Origin of the sequence: Streptomyces sp. NPDC052721 (assembly GCF_040678315.1) — a bacterium.
Classification (GTDB): Bacteria; Actinomycetota; Actinomycetes; order Streptomycetales; family Streptomycetaceae; genus Streptomyces.
Window position 1 is genome coordinate 140,612 of sequence record NZ_JBFATL010000003.1, and the last position, 16,832, is coordinate 157,443.

The following is a 16,832-nucleotide window of genomic DNA, read 5'->3' on the forward strand; positions in this document are numbered from 1 at the left end:
GCGGCCGGCAGTGTTCTGCGTCGGATCATGGGTCGTTCGCTGCCTCTCCGTGCGGCTCCGGCACCGCGTTCCTGGGAGCGGTGCCGACTCGTCCCCCCGGCATGCCACAGGCAGCATCGGGGGCGCCGGACGGCGTTGTCGAGGGTTGTGACGGCCCTTTCTCAAACCCATTGAAGAAGCGCGGGTACGGGCTACCGCCCTTCTGTCTCTGGCCAGTTGGAGGCTCCGCGCCTATCGTGCGGGCGGCTCCGGTGGAGGTGGGCGCGGATGCGGACTGCGGCGGGCGTGCGGGTCGTACGGCACAGCGATCGGCGCAGGCGCGCCCGGTGCGGGCGGGTGCTGTGGAGCGGGGGCGAGGTCATGGTGACGGCCGGGCTGGTCCTCCTGCTGCTGGTCGCGCACCAGATGTGGTGGACCAACCGGGAGGCCCGGCGCGGCGCCGAGCGGAAGGTGGCGGCGCTGGAGCGGGAGTGGCGCAGCGGTACGACGGCCGGCGACGACGGTACGACGAGCGCGGACGGCGGTACTACGGCCGGCGACGGCGACTCTCCCGGCGGTTCCGGTCCCTCCGCCGCGCCGTCCGGGGAGCCCGGCACCTCCCGCGCGCCCCGGCGCTCGTACACCCCCGCGCCCCTGCCCCGGCGCTCCCAGGCGTACGCCGTGCTCACCATCCCCCGGCTGGGCCTGCGCGTCCCCGTCGCCGAGGGCGTGAGCAAGGCCGAGGTACTGAACCAGGGGTACGTCGGCCACTACCGGGGGACCGCCCAGCCGGGCCGGGCGGGGAACTTCGCGCTCGCCGGGCACCGGAACACGCACGGCGAGCCCTTCCGGTACCTGCCCCGGCTGCGGCGCGGGGACGCCATCGAGGTGGAGACACGGACGGCGACGTACCGCTACGACGTCGACCGGATCCTGCCGCGCACGTCACCCACGGACTCGGCGGTCGTCCGGCCCGTCCCCCGCTCGCTCGTGCGGCGGGGGTACGGGTATGACGAACCCGGCTACTACATCACCCTGACCACCTGCACCCCGGAGTTCACCTCCCGGTACCGGCTGGTGGTGTGGGGGAAGCTGGTGTCGATGCGGCCCAGGTGAGCCTTCACGCCCGCTCGCGCAGCGCCAGCACGCTCACCGCGCCCGCCACCGCCAGCCCCGCCGACACCAGCAGGGCGATGTCCGTGCCCCGGGCCAGGCCGCCGCCCGACGTGGCGATGGCGATGGTCAGGGCCACGCCGGCGCAGGAGCCGATGTAGCGGAAGGTCTGCTGCGCGCCGGAGCCCATCGCGGCCCGCTGCGGCGGCACCGAATCGACGGCGAGCAGCGGCAGCGCCCCGTTGAGCAGGCCGCTGCCGATGCCGCCGACGATCAGGCCGGGCAGCAGCCGGGTCCAGGAGCCGGAGCCGACGGCGCCGAGCATCGTGACCATGGCGATCGTGTGCAGGGCGAAGCCCAGGGCGAGCTGGGTGCGGGCGGCGACGCGGCCGGCCAGGTGCTTGACCTGGAGGGCGACGACGAAGCTCAGGCCGGACCAGAGCAGGAACAGCGCGGCCGTGGCCAGGGGGGAGAGCCCGAGCGACTGCTGGAGCAGCGCCGGCAGGAAGCTGAACAGGCCGATCACGGCCAGGCCGGTGAACAGGCCGCCCGCCGAGGAGGCCAGGAAACGGGCGTGGCGCAGCAGTCCGAGGTCGATCATCGGCGTGCCGGTCCGGTGCTCCACCGCCACGAACACGGCGACCAGGACGACGGCCGCCGCGAACAGCAGCCCGACCGGCGCGCGCAGCCAGCCGTCCCGGCCCAGCGTCAGGGCCGCGATCAGGGCCACCAGTGCCAGGCCGAAGGTGAGCGCGCCGAGGGCGTCCGGCCGGCCGCCGCGCGGGGCGCGTGACTCGGCCAGCGCCCGGGTGCCGAGCGCGGCCACGACGAGGGCGGCGGCACCCAGGACGCCGTAGGCGACCCGCCAGGTCGGCAGCGCGCCCGCGAGCAGCGGGCCCGCGGCGATGCCCCCGCTGACGAAGGCACCCCACACCCCGGTGGCGTGCAGCCGGCCGCGCGGGCTGGGGAAGGCGTGCACGATCAGGCCGAGGGCGCTGGCCAGCAGGGCCGCGCTGGCCGCGCCCTGGGCGACGCGGGCCAGGGTGAACTGCCAGGTCGACGTGGTGAAGGCGCCGAGGGCGGTGGTGAGGCCGAGGGCCAGGGTGCCGGCGAGGAAGATCCGGCGGCGGCCGTAGTCGTCGGCGAGGCTGCCGGCCACCAGGAGGAGGGCGGCGAGACCGAGGGGGGCGCCGTTGAGCAGCCAGGCCTGGGCGGACAGCGGGGTGTGCAGGGCGGCGGCGGTGTCCGGCAGCGTGACCATCGGGGCCGTGTACGTCATGAGGGCCACGGCGGTGGCCGCGCTGGTCAGGGCCAGGGTGGCGCGGGGGTGTGCGGGGGCGTCCCGGGAGGTGGCGTCGCGCACGGGCGCGGAGGCGGTGGTGGCGGGGTCGAGCCGGGGCATGGCCTGTCCTGTCGTGTCCTGTCGTGCGGTCATCAGGTGAGGTCTTCAGGTGCGGTCATCAGGTCCGGTCAGTAGGTTCGGTCATTGAATCGACGCGGTGTCCGCCACCGTAGCACCGTCGGTTCGTTTACTGAACCTATATGCGGCCAGTGGTTACAGTGGACGGCATGGCACTGGGCAAGGACTACGCGACGCAGGCGTGCTCGATCGCTCGCGCGCTGGAGGTCGTCGGCGAGCGGTGGACGCTGCTCGTCGTCCGCGACGCGATCTACGGCGTCCGGCGCTACAACGACTTCCTGGTCCACCTCGGCATCCCGCGCGCCGTCCTCTCGGCCCGGCTGCGCGCGCTCACCGAGGAGGGGATCCTCGAAAAGCGCCGGTACCAGGAGAGCCCGCCCCGGGACGAGTACGTCGTCACCGAGCGCGGTGCCGCCCTGTGGCCCGTGCTGCGCGCCCTCAGCCACTGGGGGCGCGAGCACGTCGACGCGCACCGGCTGCGGTCCTTCCAGCACGCGGACTGCGGCGGGGAGGTCGACCCGTACGGAAAGTGCGCGGCGTGCGGAACTCTCGTACCGGTCGCGGACGTTGTCATGGGGCCGGGGCCGGAACTCGACTCCGCGCCGGCGGACCCGGTCAGCAGGGCACTGCTGAAGCCCAAGCGGCTGCTGGCGCCCCTGGAGACCGAGCCGCCGCAACTGGCACACTGACGAGTGGTACGCAGAAGACGAGTGACGCGGAGGGGGGAGTGCTGATGTCCGGCCGTGTCGCCGCCGCGCGTCCTCTCGCCCTCCTGCTGCTCCTCGCGCACCTGCTGGTGCTCCAGGCCGCGCTGCTCGGCACCGGCGGCCTCACCACCGCCGTCGCCCTCGCCGCGACCGCCACCGCGGCCGCCACGCTCGCGGTCTGCGCCCTGCTGGCCGCGCGCAGCGTGCCCGCCGTACCGCCCACGCGCATCCGCACGGCGATACGCGACCGGGCCCGGCGTACGGCCTTCCTGCCCCAGCGCGATCCCGACGCGCCCGGCCGGCGGCGGCCCAGAGCTCCCGGACTCGCCGGTCCGGCGACCGCCGCGTAGGGCACGTCCTCACCCACGTCAGCGCGTGACCCCGCGCGGGTCGTCCTGCCGATCTCCCCTTATGACCGTCTCCGGTCACTCCCGGCACGACGAGACCCCCGGAGGGCTCACCCATGTCCGTTTTCGCGCGCCTGGTCGAGCACCTGGCCGACCTGCTGGCCCCGCTCTTCCACGCCTCCGCGGCAGCCGCCGCGATCGTCCTGTTCACCGCGCTCGTACGGCTCCTCGTCCACCCGCTGTCCCGGGCCGCCGCCCGCGGCCGGCGCGCTCGCGCCGCGCTCCAGCCGAGCATCGCCGCACTGCGCGAGAAGCACGCCGAGGACCCGCAGCGACTCCAGCGGGCGGTCCTGGACCTGCACGCCGAGGAGAAGGTCTCACCGCTCTCCGGTTGCCTGCCCAGCCTGCTGCAACTGCCCGCCTTCTTCCTCCTCTACCACCTCTTCTCCAGCACCACGATCGGCGGCGAGACCAACGGCCTGCTCGGTCACCGGCTGCTCACGGCCCCGCTCGGCGGACACTGGGCCGACGCGCTGGCGCACGGCGGTGTGTTCGGCCCGGCCGGACTGGTCTACCTCGCCCTCTTCGCCGTCGTCGCGGCCGTCGCCACCGTCAACTACCGGCGCGCCAGGCGGACGATGGCCGAGCAGCCGGCACCGGCCGGCACCGGGGGCGAGGTGCCCGGGCTCGGCGCGGTCAACCGGGTCGTACCGTTCCTGTCCTTCTGCACGCTCGTCACCGTGGCGGTCGTCCCGCTCGCCGCCGCGCTGTACATCGTCACCAGCACGGCCTGGAGCGCGGCGGAGCAGTCCCTGTTGTCCCGCTGACCGGTCAGGGCTGCCCCTGCGTCCCTGGTTACGGTCCAGTACGTGAACAGGGTCTTGTGGACTGGACGGCGTAATTGGAGGATCGGCCAGTCCTCCGATGGCTGCACACATCGGCCGGGCGCCGGCGATCGAGGGAGATGGTGACCATGAAGCTGCTGCGAGTCGGTACGGCAGGGGCGGAGCGCCCCGCACTGCTCGACACCGACGGGACCCTGCGGGACCTGTCGGGCCTCGTGGACGACATCGACGGCGCGCTCCTCGCCGACGACACCGCGCTCGGCCGGATCCGGGCCGCCGCCGAGGCCGGTGAGCTGCCCGCGCTGGACGCCACCGGCCTGCGGATCGGGCCCCCGCTCGGCCGCATCGGCAAGATCGTGTGCATCGGGCTCAACTACCACGACCACGCCCGCGAGACGGGCGCCGAGCCGCCCGCCGAGCCCGTGGTCTTCATGAAGGCGCCGGACACGGTCGTCGGACCCAACGACACGGTGCTGGTGCCGCGGGGCTCGGCGAAGACCGACTGGGAGGTCGAACTCGCGGTCGTCATCGGCCGTACGGCCCGCTACCTGGACTCGGCCGAGGAAGCGCTCGCACACGTCGCCGGATACGCGGTCGCGCACGACGTCTCCGAGCGGGAGTTCCAGATCGAGCGGGGCGGGACCTGGGACAAGGGCAAGAACTGCGAGACGTTCAACCCGCTCGGGCCGTGGCTGGTGACGGCCGACGAGGTCCCGGACCCGCAGCGGCTGTCGCTGAAGCTGTGGGTGAACGGGGAGTTGAAGCAGGACGGCACGACGGCCGAGCAGATCTTCCCCGTGGGAGAGGTCGTGCGGTACCTCAGCCGGTTCATGACGCTGTACCCCGGCGACGTCATCAACACGGGGACGCCGGCGGGCGTGGCCATGGGGCGGCCCGAGCCCAAGCCGTATCTCCGGGGCGGGGACGTGGTGGAGCTGGAGATCGCAGGGCTCGGGCGGCAGCGGCAGGAGCTGAAGAACGCGTAGCCGCTCCGCCGGGAGCGCCGGGGAGCCGCGGATCCGTTGCCGGCCGCGGTGGTGCGGGCCGGTCGTGCCCGCACGGCGGGGCCGTATGCCGGACACGGCCCCGCGCCCCTGACGCCGGCCGGCTCACGCCGGCAGGGAAGCGGTGGGCGTGGCCATGGGGCGGCCCGAGCCCGAGCCGTAACTGACGCCGGCCCGCTCACGCCAGCAGGGAAGCGAGGGTGCGCCATTCCTTCCTCGGCAGCGAGTCGCCCGCGTCCGCCCGCACCACCTGGAGGGCCACGTGGTCCGCGCCCGCCTCGTGGAAGGCGGTGACGCGCTCGCGGATCCGGGTCTCGTCGCCCCAGGCGAAGACCGCGTCGACGAGACGGTCGCTGCCGCCGTCCGCGATGTCGGCCTCCGTGAAGCCCAGGCGGAGGAAGTTGCCGGTGTAGTTGGGGAACTGGAGGTAGCGGGCCAGGTAGGCGCGGGCCGTGTCCCGGGCGCGGGCCGGGTCGGTCTCCAGGACCACCTTCAACTCCGGTGCCAGCAGCGGCCCGTCGCCCAGGATCTCCCGGGCCTGCGCGGTGTGCTCGGGCGTGACCAGGTAGGGGATCGCGCCGGCCGCGCGGTCCCGGGACAGCCCCAGCATCTTCGGGCCCAGCGCGGCGAGCACCCGGCGGCCGGCGGGTACGCCCGCCGCGTCCAGCTCGTCGAGGTAGCCGACCATCGTCGCGTACGGGCGGCGGTAGTCCTTCACCAGCGGGCCGTGGCTCACGCCGAGGCCCAGCGCGAAGCGGCCGGGATGCGCCGCCTCCACCTCGCTGAAGCCGGCCGCCGTCGTCGCGGCGTCCTGCTGCCAGACGCTCTGGATGCTGGTGCCGACGACGACGTTCCGTGTCGCGCCGATGAGCGGGGCCGCGTTGCCGACGGTGCTGCTGCCGCCCAGCCAGATGGCGCCGTACCCGAGTTCCTCCAGCTCGGCCGCGGCCTCGTCCAGTTCCCCGCGCCGGGCCGGGTCCTCCGAGCGCAGCTCGACGCTCCAGACGCCGTAGCGGCCGACGGTCTCCTTCAGTGAAGCGGTCATCGGATGTGAGCCCTCCGGTGGTGGTCCGCGCCGTGATCGCCACGGCCTCTCTCCTGCCAACAGGAGGGCGTCCCGGCCGGATTCCCGCCGTTCGCTCAGTCGGCCGAACGGCCCAGGAACTCCTCCAGCGCCTCCACCACGAACCGGTGGTCCTGGAGCTGGGGCAGACCGGAGACGGTCACCGCGCCGATCACGCCCACGCCCTCGACCGTGATCGGGAAGGAGCCGCCGTGGGCCGCGTACACGTCCGGGTCGAGACGGGAGGACTCCTCGAACGTCGTGCCCTTGGCTCGGAAGCGGGCGCCCACCAGGTAGGAGGCGGCGCCGTAGCGCTCCACCACCCGGCGCTTGCGGGCGATCCAGGCGTCGTTGTCCGGGGTGGAGCCCGGCAGTGCGGCATGGAAGAGCTGCTGGCCGGCCCGGTGGATGTCGATGGCGACCGGCGCCTGGCGCTGCCGGGCCAGCTCCACCAGGAGGGAGCCGAGCGCCCAGGCGTCGTCGTGGGTGAACTGCCGGAAGACCAGGCGGCGTTCCTGGGCCTCCAGCTCCTCCAGGCTCGGCGTGAGTTCGGGCGTCGTCCTCGGGGTGATCTGCGGGTGCTGCATCAGAGGGTCACCGTCACCTTGTCGCGGGCGGACCTGCGGGCCGCTTCCAGTACGTCGAGCGCGGCGGCCGCCTCCAGGGCGGTCACCGGGTTGGGGCCGGCGCCGCGCAGGGCGGCGGCGACGGCCGCGTAGTAGGCGGGGTAGTCGCCGGGCAGGGTCGGTACGGGGGTGCCGCCGCCGGTCAGCGGGGACTCTCCGGAGCCGATACGGCCCCACAGGGACTGGTCCTCGGCGCCCCAGTCGGCGGTGGCGCCGGGGCGGCTGCCCTCGCGCAGGGCCGCTTCCTGGGGGTCCAGGCCGTACTTGACGTAGCCCGCGCGGGAGCCCAGCACCCGGAAGCGGGGGCCGAGCTGGGCGGCCGTCGCCGAGACGTGGAGGTGGGAGCGGACGCCGCTCGCGTGGGTGAGCGCGATGAAGGTGTCGTCGTCGGCCTCGGCGCCGGGGCGGCGGATGTCCGACTCGGCGTAGACCTCGGTGACCGGGCCGAAGAGGACCAGGGCCTGGTCGACGACGTGGCTGCCGAGGTCGTAGAGCAGACCTCCGATCTCTGCCGGGTCGCCGGACTCGCGCCAGCCGCCCTTGAGCTGGGGGCGCCAGCGTTCGAAGCGGGATTCGAAGCGCCAGGCGTCGCCGAGTTCGCCGTCGGCGAGGAGCCGCCGGAGGGTCAGGAAGTCGTTGTCCCAGCGGCGGTTCTGGAAGACGGACAGGAGCAGGCCGCGTTCCTCGGCGAGGGCGGCCAGTTCGCGGGCCTCGGCCGCGGTGCCGGCGACCGGCTTGTCCACGACCACCGGCAGGCCCGCCTTGAGGGCGGCCGTGGCCAGCGGGACGTGCGTCTTGTTCGGGGAGGCGACGACGATCAGGTCCAGGTGGTCCGCGCGCTCGAACAGCTCCTCGGCGGTGGCGGCGATCCGCACGTCCGGGAACTCGGCGCGGGCCTGCTGCTGCCGCTCCGGGTGGGAGGTGACCACGGTGTCCAGGGCGAGGCCCTCGGTGGCGGCGATCAGCGGGGCGTGGAAGACCGAGCCGGCGAGGCCGTAGCCGATCAGGCCGACGCGGAGGGGGGTAGCAGTCATGCCTCCACTTTGGCAACACTGTTGCGGAAGTGCAAGCGGTGAGGACAATGGGGGTGTGAAGCGGGTGAGGACGGCGACGACGGCGGGACCGACGGGCGGCGGGGCGACGGGCGCGAATCTGGGGGCGCTGCGCAGTCACAACACCGCGTTGGTGCTGGGGCTGCTGCGGGACGCCGGGGCCGACGGCATCAGCCGGCTGGAGCTGGCCGAGCGCACCGGGCTGACCCCGCAGGCCGTCAGCAAGATCACCGCACGGCTGCGGGCGCAGGGGCTCGCGGCGGAGGCCGGGCGCCGGGCGTCGACCGGGGGCAAGCCGAGGACCGTACTGCGGCTGGTACCGGAGGCGGGCCACGCGGTCGGGGTCCACCTGGACCGCGACGAGCTGCGGGTGGTGCTGGTGGATCTGGACGGGGCCGTGGTGGGGGAGCGGCGGGCGGCGCTGGACCTGGGCGCGGGGGCCGAGGCTGTGCTGGGGGCGGTGTGTGCGGCGGTTCGGGGGGTTGTCGGGGGGTTGGGTGCGGGTGCTGACGCCGGTGCCGGCGGTACCAGTACCGGTGGCGGCCGGCTTGCGGCAGTGGGCTCCTTGCTGGGCGTCGGAGTCGCACTGCCGGGCCCCTTGGACCATGTGCGGGGGGTGTTGCACCGGGTCACCGGGTTTCCCGAGTGGGACGGATTCCCGCTGCGGGACGCGCTCGCCGAGCGGCTCCGGGTGCCGGTGGTGGTGGACAAGGACACCAACGCGGCGGCGCTCGGGCTGGCGGTCGGGGGTGAGGAGGGCGCGGCGGGCCGGTCCTTCGCCTACCTGCACCTCGGCACCGGGCTCGGGGCCGGGCTGGTCATCGACGGGAGCGTGCACCGTGGGGCGCGGACCGGGGCCGGGGAGTTCGGGCACCAGGTGATCCAGCTGGACGGGCCGCTGTGCGAGTGCGGGAACCGGGGCTGTGTGGAGGTGCTGTGCCTCGGAGCCGTGGCGCGGGGCGAGGTGGCCGAGGCGGCGCGGGTGCTGGGGGTGGCGGCCGGGAACCTGGTCGGGCTGCTGGACATCGACGTGGTGCTGCTGGGGGGCAGGACCGTCGCCGGTGCCCCCGAGGCCTATGTGAGCGGGGTCGCAGAGGTGCTGGGGGCCCGGGCCCGGCGGGAGGGTACGGGCGAGGAGACGGTGCCGGTACGGGTCGCTCCGCGCGGGGAGCGGATCGTCGCCGAGGGCGCCGCCCAGTTGTTGCTGGCGCCGCTGTTCGGGCGCGGGAACGACTGAGCGGCACAAGGCCGAACGCGCGGGCAGGAAGCGCCCTGCGCGGGAGAAGCTGCGGCGCAGGCCGCTCACCGCCCTGCGCCGGTGCCGGTACGGGTGGCGGTGCGGGTGCGGGACCCTCGGCCTGCCCCGGCGCCCCGTCAGCGACCAGCGGCTTCCGCGCGGCCCCGGCCCGTGCCACCACCCCGTGCTAACTTTTGGTAATCACCGGGGGTCGATTTTCAGCCGGGGAAGGTGGGGTCAGGCTCCTTCTGCGGTCGAGCGCGAGCGGCCTCGTGGCGAGGGCATTGGACGGGGACATGCTGTACGGGCGTGAGGCGGAGCTGCGGCTGCTGTCCGACCACGTCTCCGCGAGCTTCGACGGGGCAGGCGGTGCCCTGCTGCTCCGGGGAGAGGCCGGCATCGGGAAGACCACCCTGCTCGGCGCCGCCCGGGAAGCCGCCGTCGCACGTGGCGGCCGTACCCTGTCGGCGCTCGGCGTCCAGTCCGAGGCGTCGGTGCCCTTCGCCGGGCTGCACCAGTTGCTCAAACCGGTTCTCCCCGATCACGCCCCGTCCCTGCTGGCCCGGCAGCGGGACGCGCTGTTCGCGGCCTTCGGGATGTCCGACAGCGCCGCGCCGGAGATGTTCTCCGTCGGACTGGCCTCGCTCGAACTGATCAGCGGCCTGGCCGAAGAGGCCGCCGTGGTGCTGCTGATCGACGACGCCCAGTGGATCGACAGGCCGAGCAGTGAGGTCCTGGCTTTCGTCGCCAGACGGCTGGAGGGGGAACGGGTCGCCATGCTCGTGGCCGTACGCGAGGGCCACGAGACCGTGCTGAACGACGCCGGCCTGCCCGAGGTGCAGCTGGAGAAGCTCACCGGCGACGCGGCGGCGGCGCTTCTCGCGGCGCGGGCGCCGGAACTCGACCCCGCCCTGCGCCAACGGCTGCTGGCGGAGGCCGCCGGCAATCCGCTGGCGCTGGTCGAGCTGCCGACGGCGCTGCACCGGGAGGGAACCGTCGCGCAGTCACCGCTGCCGTGGCTGCCCACCACCCGGCGCCTGGAGCGGTCGTTTCTCGCGCGGGCGTCCGCACTGCCCGAGGTGACCCGGACCGCCCTGCTGATCGCGGCGGCCGACGACGAGGGTGATCTCGCCGAGATCCTCACGGCCGCGGAGATCCTGGCCGGCGCGGCCCTCTCGGTCAGCTCCCTGGAGCCCGCGGTCCACGCCGGGCTGATCGAGGTGCGTGGGCACGCGGTGCGCTTCCGGCACCCCCTGATCCGTTCCGCCGTCTATCACGCGGCTGCCCCGTCGAGACGCCTGGCCGGACACGCGGCCCTGGCGAAGGCGCTGGCGGCGCATCACGAGCGCCGGGCCTGGCACCGCGCTGCCGCCACCCCCGGTCCGGACGACGACGTGGCGCTCGACCTGGAACAGGCCGCCTGCAGAGCACTGCGGCGGGGCGCTCCGAGTGCCGCGGCGGAGGCACTGCGGCAGGCGGCGCTCCGCAGCCGTCCGCAGACACACCGGGGCCGCCTGCTGCTGCGGTCCGCGGAGATCAACTTCGAACTCGGCGAGGCGGACACGGCACGCCGGCAGCTGGCCGAGGCGAGGTCCGCGGAACTCGCGACGGAGGAGAGGCTGCGGCTCACCCTCTGGGCGGAGGCCCTCGACGAGGAGAGCGGGTTCAGGCCGGAGCGGGTACGGGCCTTCGCCGACGTGGCGGACCAGCTGGCCGGTGCGGACAGCGACGGCGCGGCACTCGCCCTCAGAGCGCTGTGGCCGCTTTCCATCGGGTGCTGGTACGGCAACCCGGCCGAGGAGACCCGTGGTCTCGTCGTCAAGGCGGCCCGGCGCCTCCGGAAGGACGACAGTGAACCGATGGTTCTGTCCGTCGCCGCCTGCGCGGACCCGGTGGGAGAAGCGGCCTGGGTCATCGACCGGACGACCCGGCTCGCGCCGGGGGCCGTGGACGACCCCGCCGAGCAGCACGCCCTGGGCGCGTCGCTGACCGCCATATGGGCCTACGACCTCGCCTGGCCCTATCTGTGCGCGGCCGTCGACGGCCTGCGCCAGCAGGGCCGCCTCGGACTGCTGGGCGAAGCCCTGGCGTCCCAGGCGTGGGCGGCGCTGCACCTGGGCAAGCACCGGCTGGCGCGCACCGCGGCGGACGAGTCGCGGCGGCTGTCCCGGGACACCGGCCGGTCCCGCTGGGCGTGCGTCGCCGAGCTGGCCCTCGCCACCCTGGCCAGCGAGCGCGGCGAATCCGAGACCGCGACCGGACTCATCCGGACGACCGAGGCGGATCTGCTGTCGCTGGGCCCGCGGTCGATCCTCGGCTTCGCCCAGTTCGCACGGGGGCGCCACGCGATGGTCAACAAGCAGTACGACGACGCGTTCGAGCAACTGACGCGGGTGCTGGACCCGGCCGACATCACGTACCACCCCTTCGTGGGCTACCTGGGGATGGCGGACCTGATCGAGGCAGCGGTCCGCACCGGCCGCGGCGACGCGGCGCAGCGCCATTACGCACAGCTCAGCGCCATGGCCGAGCGGACGACCGCGCCGTACCTGCGGGCCATGGCCGCCTACGTCCGCCCTCTGGTCGCCGCCGACGACCAGGCGGAGCCGCTCTACCGCCGTGCGCTCGACGACCGGCTGCTGGCCAACTGGCCGTTCCACCGCGCCCAGCTCCTGCTGGCCCACGGCCGGTGGCTGCGGCGCCGGCGCCGTATCGTCGAGGCCCGCGGTCCGCTGCGGGCGGCCGTGGAGAGCTTCGACGCGCTGGGGATCACGGCGATCGGTGAGGACGCGCGGGCCGAGCTGCGCGCGGCGGGCGAAGCGGTCGGCAGACCGACGCCGTCCACCGTGGACAGCCTCACCCCGCAGGAACTGCAGATCGCCAGAATGGCAGCCACCGGAATGACCAATCGGGAGATCGGCACCCGGCTGTTCCTCTCGCACCGGACTGTCGGCCAGCACCTCTACCGGATCTTCCCCAAGCTCGGCATCACCTCGCGCGGTCAGCTGCACCTGGCCGATCTCGGCGGGGACTAGGCCCTGTCGTCAAACTCCCGTCTGCCGCGCGACGCCATGCACGCACTCTCGCCGCACCGGGCCCGACCCAAGTACATCCAGTACGAGGGCCGGGGCCCGGCACGCCGAGAGCACGCACCTGACGCCGCGCGGCCCGCCCTCCGGGCGGACGACGGGAGTTTGACGACAGGACCTAGGGGCTGTCCGGGCGGCTCCGCTGCGCTGGCCGGGCGGACTTCGCCGCCGCCGCCGGAGTGGCGGGGCCGGTGTCCCCGCCCCACCCGGCATGGTCATGTGTTCATGCGACTGTGCACGTCCCTGTCCCTCTGCCTCACCGCAGCCGCCGCCGTCGTCCCCGTCGTCGTCCCCGCGCCGGCGCATGCCGCGTCCGCCGGTACGACCCCCTCGTGCGTCGCCGCCGACGCGCGGGCCTTCCCGCTGGCCACCCGGATCCGGGGCGGGCCCACGTCCTACGAGGCCGGCGGCGGATACGGCACCTGGTACATCGACCTCACCAACACCACCGGCCGGACCTGCGCCGGCATCCATCCGGTCGTGGTCCTCGTCGACGACAGGCGCGCCCTGCGGCCGGGGCAGCCCCAGCTGGACTTCTACGACGGCCCCCGGGCCCGGCCGGTGGCCTTCGAGAGCACCGACGAGCAGGAGCTGGTCGGGGTGCTGGACGGCGCCGGGTTCGGCGGGTTCACCGTGCCGCCCGGCCGGACCGTCAGCGTCCGGGTCCGGCTCGCGCTCACCTCCGACACCGCACCCGGCCAGGTCACCGCCAACGCGGCCGTCGTGCAGCGGCGGGGCCAGGACGGCGACTGGGTCGGGCAGTCCAACGCCTACCGCTTCGGGATCGACGAGGAAGCGGAGGACGTCCCGGAGGGCTCCCTGGAGGACGCCCAGGAGGCCGCGCAGGAGGACTCCCCGGAGTCGGAGGGCGTGCGGGCGACCGCGGGCGCGCAGGCGGCAGAAGGCCTGCCGACCGCGCCGTCCGGCAGCGCACGCCAGGACGCCGAGGCCCTGCCGACCGCCGGGTCCGGCGGCAGCACACCGCCCGCCGCCTCCGCCACGTCCAGGGCCTCCGGCAGCGACGCCCCGGACGCCTCCCTGCCCCTCGGCCAGGACGAGGCGGCCGGAGAACGGGCGCGCGAGCTGGCCCGCACCGGCCCGGGACTCGCCCGCGGCCTGCTCACGGCCGTCGCCGCGCTGGTCGCCGTAGGAACGACCGCGCACCTGGTGGCCCGCAGCCGCCGCTGACGCGAGCCGCTGCGTTCCCGGCCGGCCCCGACGCCAGGCCCACCGCTCCGCCGCGTCGCACGCCGGGGCCCGGAAGCCCGCCACCGGCAGCTGACCTGTGGGTACCTGGTGATCGACGGGGTCAGGACCGGCCGGTCCTGACTAGGCTGGGGGCGTCGGTACGCCGTGGTTCCGGCGCCCCCGTTTCTCGACCCTCACGTACGCCAGGAGACGCACAGCATGGCAGACCGCAAGCCCATAGAGTCATGGCTCACCGACATGGACGGCGTCCTGATCCACGAGGGCGTCCCGATCCCCGGAGCCGACGCCTTCCTGAAGAAGCTGCGCGAGTCCGGCCGGCCCTTCCTGGTGCTCACCAACAACTCGATCTACACCGCCCGTGACCTGCACGCCCGGCTGCGCCGCATGGGTCTGGACGTGCCGGTGGAGAACATCTGGACGTCGGCCCTCGCCACCGCCCAGTTCCTGAACGACCAGCGGCCCGCCGGCAGCGCCTACGTCATCGGCGAGGCGGGCCTCACCACCGCGCTGCACGACATCGGCTACATCCTCACCGACCACGACCCCGACTTCGTGATCCTCGGCGAGACCCGCACCTACTCCTTCGAGGCCCTGACCAAGGCCGTCCGGCTGATCAACAACGGTGCCCGGTTCATCGCCACCAACCCCGACAACGTCGGCCCGTCCACCGAGGGCGACCTGCCCGCCACCGGCTCGGTCGCCGCCCTGATCACCGCCGCGACCGGCAAGAAGCCGTACTTCGTCGGCAAGCCCAACCCGCTGATGATGCGGGCCGGGCTGAACGCGATCGGCGCCCACTCCGAGACCTCGGCGATGATCGGCGACCGGATGGACACCGACGTGCTCGCCGGCCTGGAGGCCGGGATGCGTACGTTCCTGGTGCTCAGCGGTGTGACCCAGCCGACCGACGTGGACCGCTACCCGTTCCGCCCGTCCCAGGTGGTCGACTCCATCGCGGACCTGGTGGACCTGGTCTGAGCCCGGCCGAAACCCGGCCTCACCCGTTCGGAGCAATCCGACGCCTCCCGAGGATGCGGGGGCGCCCTGGGCGGGGGAGCCTCCTGATAACTGGAGGTTCACGATGGGCTCACTACGCCTCACGCTCTGTACAGCAATCCCCGCGGTCGCCCTCGCCGCCGTCGCCGCGGTCGCCGCGCCGGCCCGGGCGGCGGACGGCGGCGCGGTCACCGTGACCCCCGCGAGCCCGGCGCCGGGCGACGACGTCACCCTGCGGGTCAGCGGCTGCTCCGGCGAGCAGGGCAGCGCCGCCTCGTCCGCCTTCGTCGCCGACGCCCGGCTGACCGGCGCCCAGGGCAGCCTGAGCGGAGAGACCCGCGTCCGGTCCGCCCTGGAGCCGGGCGCCTACCCGGTGAAGGTCACCTGCGCCGGCACCGTGCTCACCGGCATGATCACGGTCGCGCGGTCGGGCGCCGCCGCCGGCCGGCCGGAAGAGCCCATCCGGCTGCCCGCCGCGTCCGCCTCGCCGATCGCCCCGGTCCCCGCGGGGGGTGGCGGCACCGCCCACTTCGCGACGGTGGCCACCAGCGGTTCCGGCCCCGACGCCGTCCAGGCGGCGACCGGTCTGGCGCTCGCCGGGATCGCCGCGGTCGCCGTCGGGCTGCGCGCCCGCCGGAGCCGCGGCCCCCGCTGAGTGCCGCCATGTCCGACGACCACGGGCGCACCACCGCCACCGGGCGGCTGGTCACCGGCCTGACCTGGGCGCTGCTGCTGTCCGGGCTGTGGCTGTGGGGGCGCGGCGTGACCGACGTCCCGCGGGGCACGGACGGCCCCGCCACGGGCGATGTCTTCGCCCTCGGCCGTGCCGCCGACCCGGCCTGGCTGCCCCGCCCGGCGAAACCCCTGGCCGGCGCGGTGCCCCAGCGCGTCGACATCCCCCGGCTGGGCGTCCAGGCCCCGGTGGTGGCCCGCGGTCTGGACGCGCGGGGCGCGGTCGACCCGCCGCCCTACGACCAGCCGGGCGTGGTCGGCTGGTACGGCGCCGGCCCCGAGCCCGGCGCCGCCGGGGCGGCCGTGCTGGTCGGGCACGTCGACACCGAGACCCGGCCCGCCGTCTTCTACCAGCTCAGCACCGTCAAGCCCGGCGAGCGGATCCGGGTGTTCCGCGCGGACGGCAAGGTCGCCGAGTTCACCGTCGACGACGTCCGCGTGCTGCCCCGGGACGGCTTCGACGCCCGGCAGGCCTACGGCCCCCGCGAGCCGGGCCGCGCCGAACTCCGCCTGATCACCTGCGGCGGCTCCTTCGACCGCGCCAGCCGCAGCTACACGGCGAACGTGGTGGTCTCGGCGTATCTCACCGGGACGGCCGGCTGAGCGTCCGGACGGCGGTCACCGCTGGGGCACGGCCGGCGGGGACAGCCGGCTGCGGATGTCGCCGAAGTGGTCCCTCATGGCCCGTTCGGCCCGCGGGGAGTCACCGGACCGCACCGCGTCCAGGATCTCCCGGTGCCGGCGGCAGGTGACCCGTGGATCCTGCGGCACGTCCACCAGGTCCCGCTGCGGCCTCCCGTTCCATGTGCTCCACGAGGGCGTCCAGCGCCACGAGGTTCGCCTCCGGCAGCCGCCCGGCCAGCCGGGACACCGGCCCGGTCTCGACGGCCTCGCGCAGCTCCAGCGGCCAGCCCCTCGATCATCGGCGCGAACGACATGGAGCCGACGTACGTCCCAGGGCCTCCCGCACCGAGTCGCGGCTCGCCCCGAGGAGCCGCATCAGCTGGGGCTCGGTGGGCAGTGGGGCACCCGAGGGCAGCCGCTGGTCCACGATCAGCTTCTTGATCCGCTCCTGAAGGTCCCGGGCCAGAGGGTATCCGGCCGTTCAGGCGGAGGGGATACGGCGGAAAAGGAGCGAGGGCATGCACGAGGGCATGCGGAAGGCCCCCCGCTTCCGCGAGGGGCCTTCCGGTCGGTGCGCCGCCAGGGACTCGAACCCCGGACCCGCTGATTAAGAGTCAGCTGCTCTAACCAACTGAGCTAGCGGCGCCTGCTGACGGAGAAAACTCTACCCGACCTCCGGGGGTGCTTCCGACCACCTGGAAGACGGCGCGGCAGCCGCACGGGGGGCCGTGTACATCATTCGGACCGTCAAAATGCGCGTTCTGTGCCCAGTTGGGAAACTGATCAACG

Annotated in this window: 15 protein-coding genes, 1 tRNA gene and 1 pseudogene; 11 read left to right on the plus strand and 6 right to left on the minus strand. The window is 74.4% G+C overall.

Going from position 1 to position 16,832, the window contains the following annotated elements; all coding sequences use genetic code 11:
- Positions 1-267: 267 nt before the first annotated feature.
- On the plus strand, positions 268-1,095 hold the full coding sequence (locus tag AB0L21_RS04400) for a class E sortase (RefSeq protein WP_365782152.1): 828 nt from the start codon (positions 268-270) through the stop codon (positions 1,093-1,095).
- Between the two features lie 4 nt (positions 1,096-1,099).
- Here the strand turns inward: AB0L21_RS04400 and AB0L21_RS04405 are convergent, their stop codons facing one another.
- Complete coding sequence (locus tag AB0L21_RS04405) at positions 1,100-2,494, minus strand: MFS transporter (RefSeq protein ID WP_365782342.1); 1,395 nt, start codon at positions 2,492-2,494, stop codon at positions 1,100-1,102.
- A gap of 167 nt (positions 2,495-2,661) precedes the next feature.
- On the opposite strand from AB0L21_RS04405, the gene AB0L21_RS04410 reads away from it, so the two are divergent.
- From AB0L21_RS04410 to AB0L21_RS04425, 4 genes are all read left to right on the plus strand, one after another.
- The gene (locus AB0L21_RS04410) at positions 2,662-3,201 is read left to right on the plus strand and encodes a helix-turn-helix domain-containing protein (RefSeq protein WP_365782154.1); all 540 of its coding nucleotides are present in this window, start codon (positions 2,662-2,664) and stop codon (positions 3,199-3,201) included.
- A 44-nt stretch (positions 3,202-3,245) separates the two neighbouring features.
- Entirely contained in the window at positions 3,246-3,569 is a 324-nt protein-coding gene (locus tag AB0L21_RS04415; RefSeq protein WP_365703377.1) for a DUF6412 domain-containing protein, read from the plus strand.
- A gap of 113 nt (positions 3,570-3,682) precedes the next feature.
- Positions 3,683-4,393 carry a membrane protein insertase YidC gene (gene yidC, locus AB0L21_RS04420; protein ID WP_365782156.1) on the plus strand — a complete coding sequence of 237 codons (711 nt, stop codon included), beginning with the start codon at positions 3,683-3,685 and terminating at the stop codon, positions 4,391-4,393.
- A 146-nt stretch (positions 4,394-4,539) separates the two neighbouring features.
- Positions 4,540-5,397, plus strand: coding sequence for a fumarylacetoacetate hydrolase family protein (locus tag AB0L21_RS04425; protein ID WP_365782158.1), 858 nt, complete (start codon positions 4,540-4,542; stop codon positions 5,395-5,397).
- Positions 5,398-5,593: 196 nt separating this feature from the next.
- Here the strand turns inward: AB0L21_RS04425 and AB0L21_RS04430 are convergent, their stop codons facing one another.
- The 3 genes from AB0L21_RS04430 to AB0L21_RS04440 all read right to left on the minus strand — a co-directional run bounded on the left by AB0L21_RS04430 (position 5,594) and on the right by AB0L21_RS04440 (position 8,138).
- Positions 5,594-6,460, minus strand: coding sequence for an LLM class F420-dependent oxidoreductase (locus AB0L21_RS04430; protein ID WP_365782160.1), 867 nt, complete (start codon positions 6,458-6,460; stop codon positions 5,594-5,596).
- A 95-nt stretch (positions 6,461-6,555) separates the two neighbouring features.
- A complete protein-coding gene (locus AB0L21_RS04435) occupies positions 6,556-7,065 on the minus strand; it encodes a heme-degrading domain-containing protein (protein WP_365703369.1) in 510 nt (169 codons plus the stop codon).
- The gene (locus AB0L21_RS04440) at positions 7,065-8,138 is read right to left on the minus strand and encodes a Gfo/Idh/MocA family oxidoreductase (RefSeq protein WP_365782162.1); all 1,074 of its coding nucleotides are present in this window, start codon (positions 8,136-8,138) and stop codon (positions 7,065-7,067) included. The genes AB0L21_RS04435 and AB0L21_RS04440 overlap by 1 nt, the downstream gene beginning before the upstream one ends.
- Positions 8,139-8,193: 55 nt before the next feature.
- Between AB0L21_RS04440 and AB0L21_RS04445 the strand changes: the two genes are divergently transcribed.
- The 6 genes from AB0L21_RS04445 to AB0L21_RS04470 all read left to right on the plus strand — a co-directional run bounded on the left by AB0L21_RS04445 (position 8,194) and on the right by AB0L21_RS04470 (position 16,022).
- A complete protein-coding gene (locus AB0L21_RS04445; RefSeq protein WP_365703365.1) occupies positions 8,194-9,393 on the plus strand; it encodes an ROK family transcriptional regulator in 1,200 nt (399 codons plus the stop codon).
- Between the two features lie 296 nt (positions 9,394-9,689).
- Positions 9,690-12,428, plus strand: a complete 2,739-nt coding sequence (locus AB0L21_RS04450) for an AAA family ATPase (RefSeq protein ID WP_365782164.1) — start codon at positions 9,690-9,692, stop codon at positions 12,426-12,428.
- A 273-nt stretch (positions 12,429-12,701) separates the two neighbouring features.
- The gene (locus AB0L21_RS04455; RefSeq protein WP_365782166.1) at positions 12,702-13,670 is read left to right on the plus strand and encodes a hypothetical protein; all 969 of its coding nucleotides are present in this window, start codon (positions 12,702-12,704) and stop codon (positions 13,668-13,670) included.
- 219 nt (positions 13,671-13,889) lie between these two features.
- A complete protein-coding gene (locus AB0L21_RS04460) occupies positions 13,890-14,669 on the plus strand; it encodes an HAD-IIA family hydrolase (protein ID WP_365699537.1) in 780 nt (259 codons plus the stop codon).
- 103 nt (positions 14,670-14,772) lie between these two features.
- Positions 14,773-15,342, plus strand: coding sequence for a hypothetical protein (locus tag AB0L21_RS04465; protein WP_365782168.1), 570 nt, complete (start codon positions 14,773-14,775; stop codon positions 15,340-15,342).
- A gap of 8 nt (positions 15,343-15,350) precedes the next feature.
- A complete protein-coding gene (locus AB0L21_RS04470; protein ID WP_365782170.1) occupies positions 15,351-16,022 on the plus strand; it encodes a class F sortase in 672 nt (223 codons plus the stop codon).
- A 15-nt stretch (positions 16,023-16,037) separates the two neighbouring features.
- On the opposite strand, the pseudogene AB0L21_RS04475 reads toward AB0L21_RS04470, so the two are convergent.
- Together AB0L21_RS04475 and AB0L21_RS04480 are read right to left on the minus strand one after the other, a co-directional pair.
- A pseudogene (locus AB0L21_RS04475) lies at positions 16,038-16,509 on the minus strand (FCD domain-containing protein).
- A 106-nt stretch (positions 16,510-16,615) separates the two neighbouring features.
- A tRNA-Lys gene (locus AB0L21_RS04480) sits at positions 16,616-16,689 on the minus strand.
- Positions 16,690-16,832 lie beyond the last annotated feature (143 nt).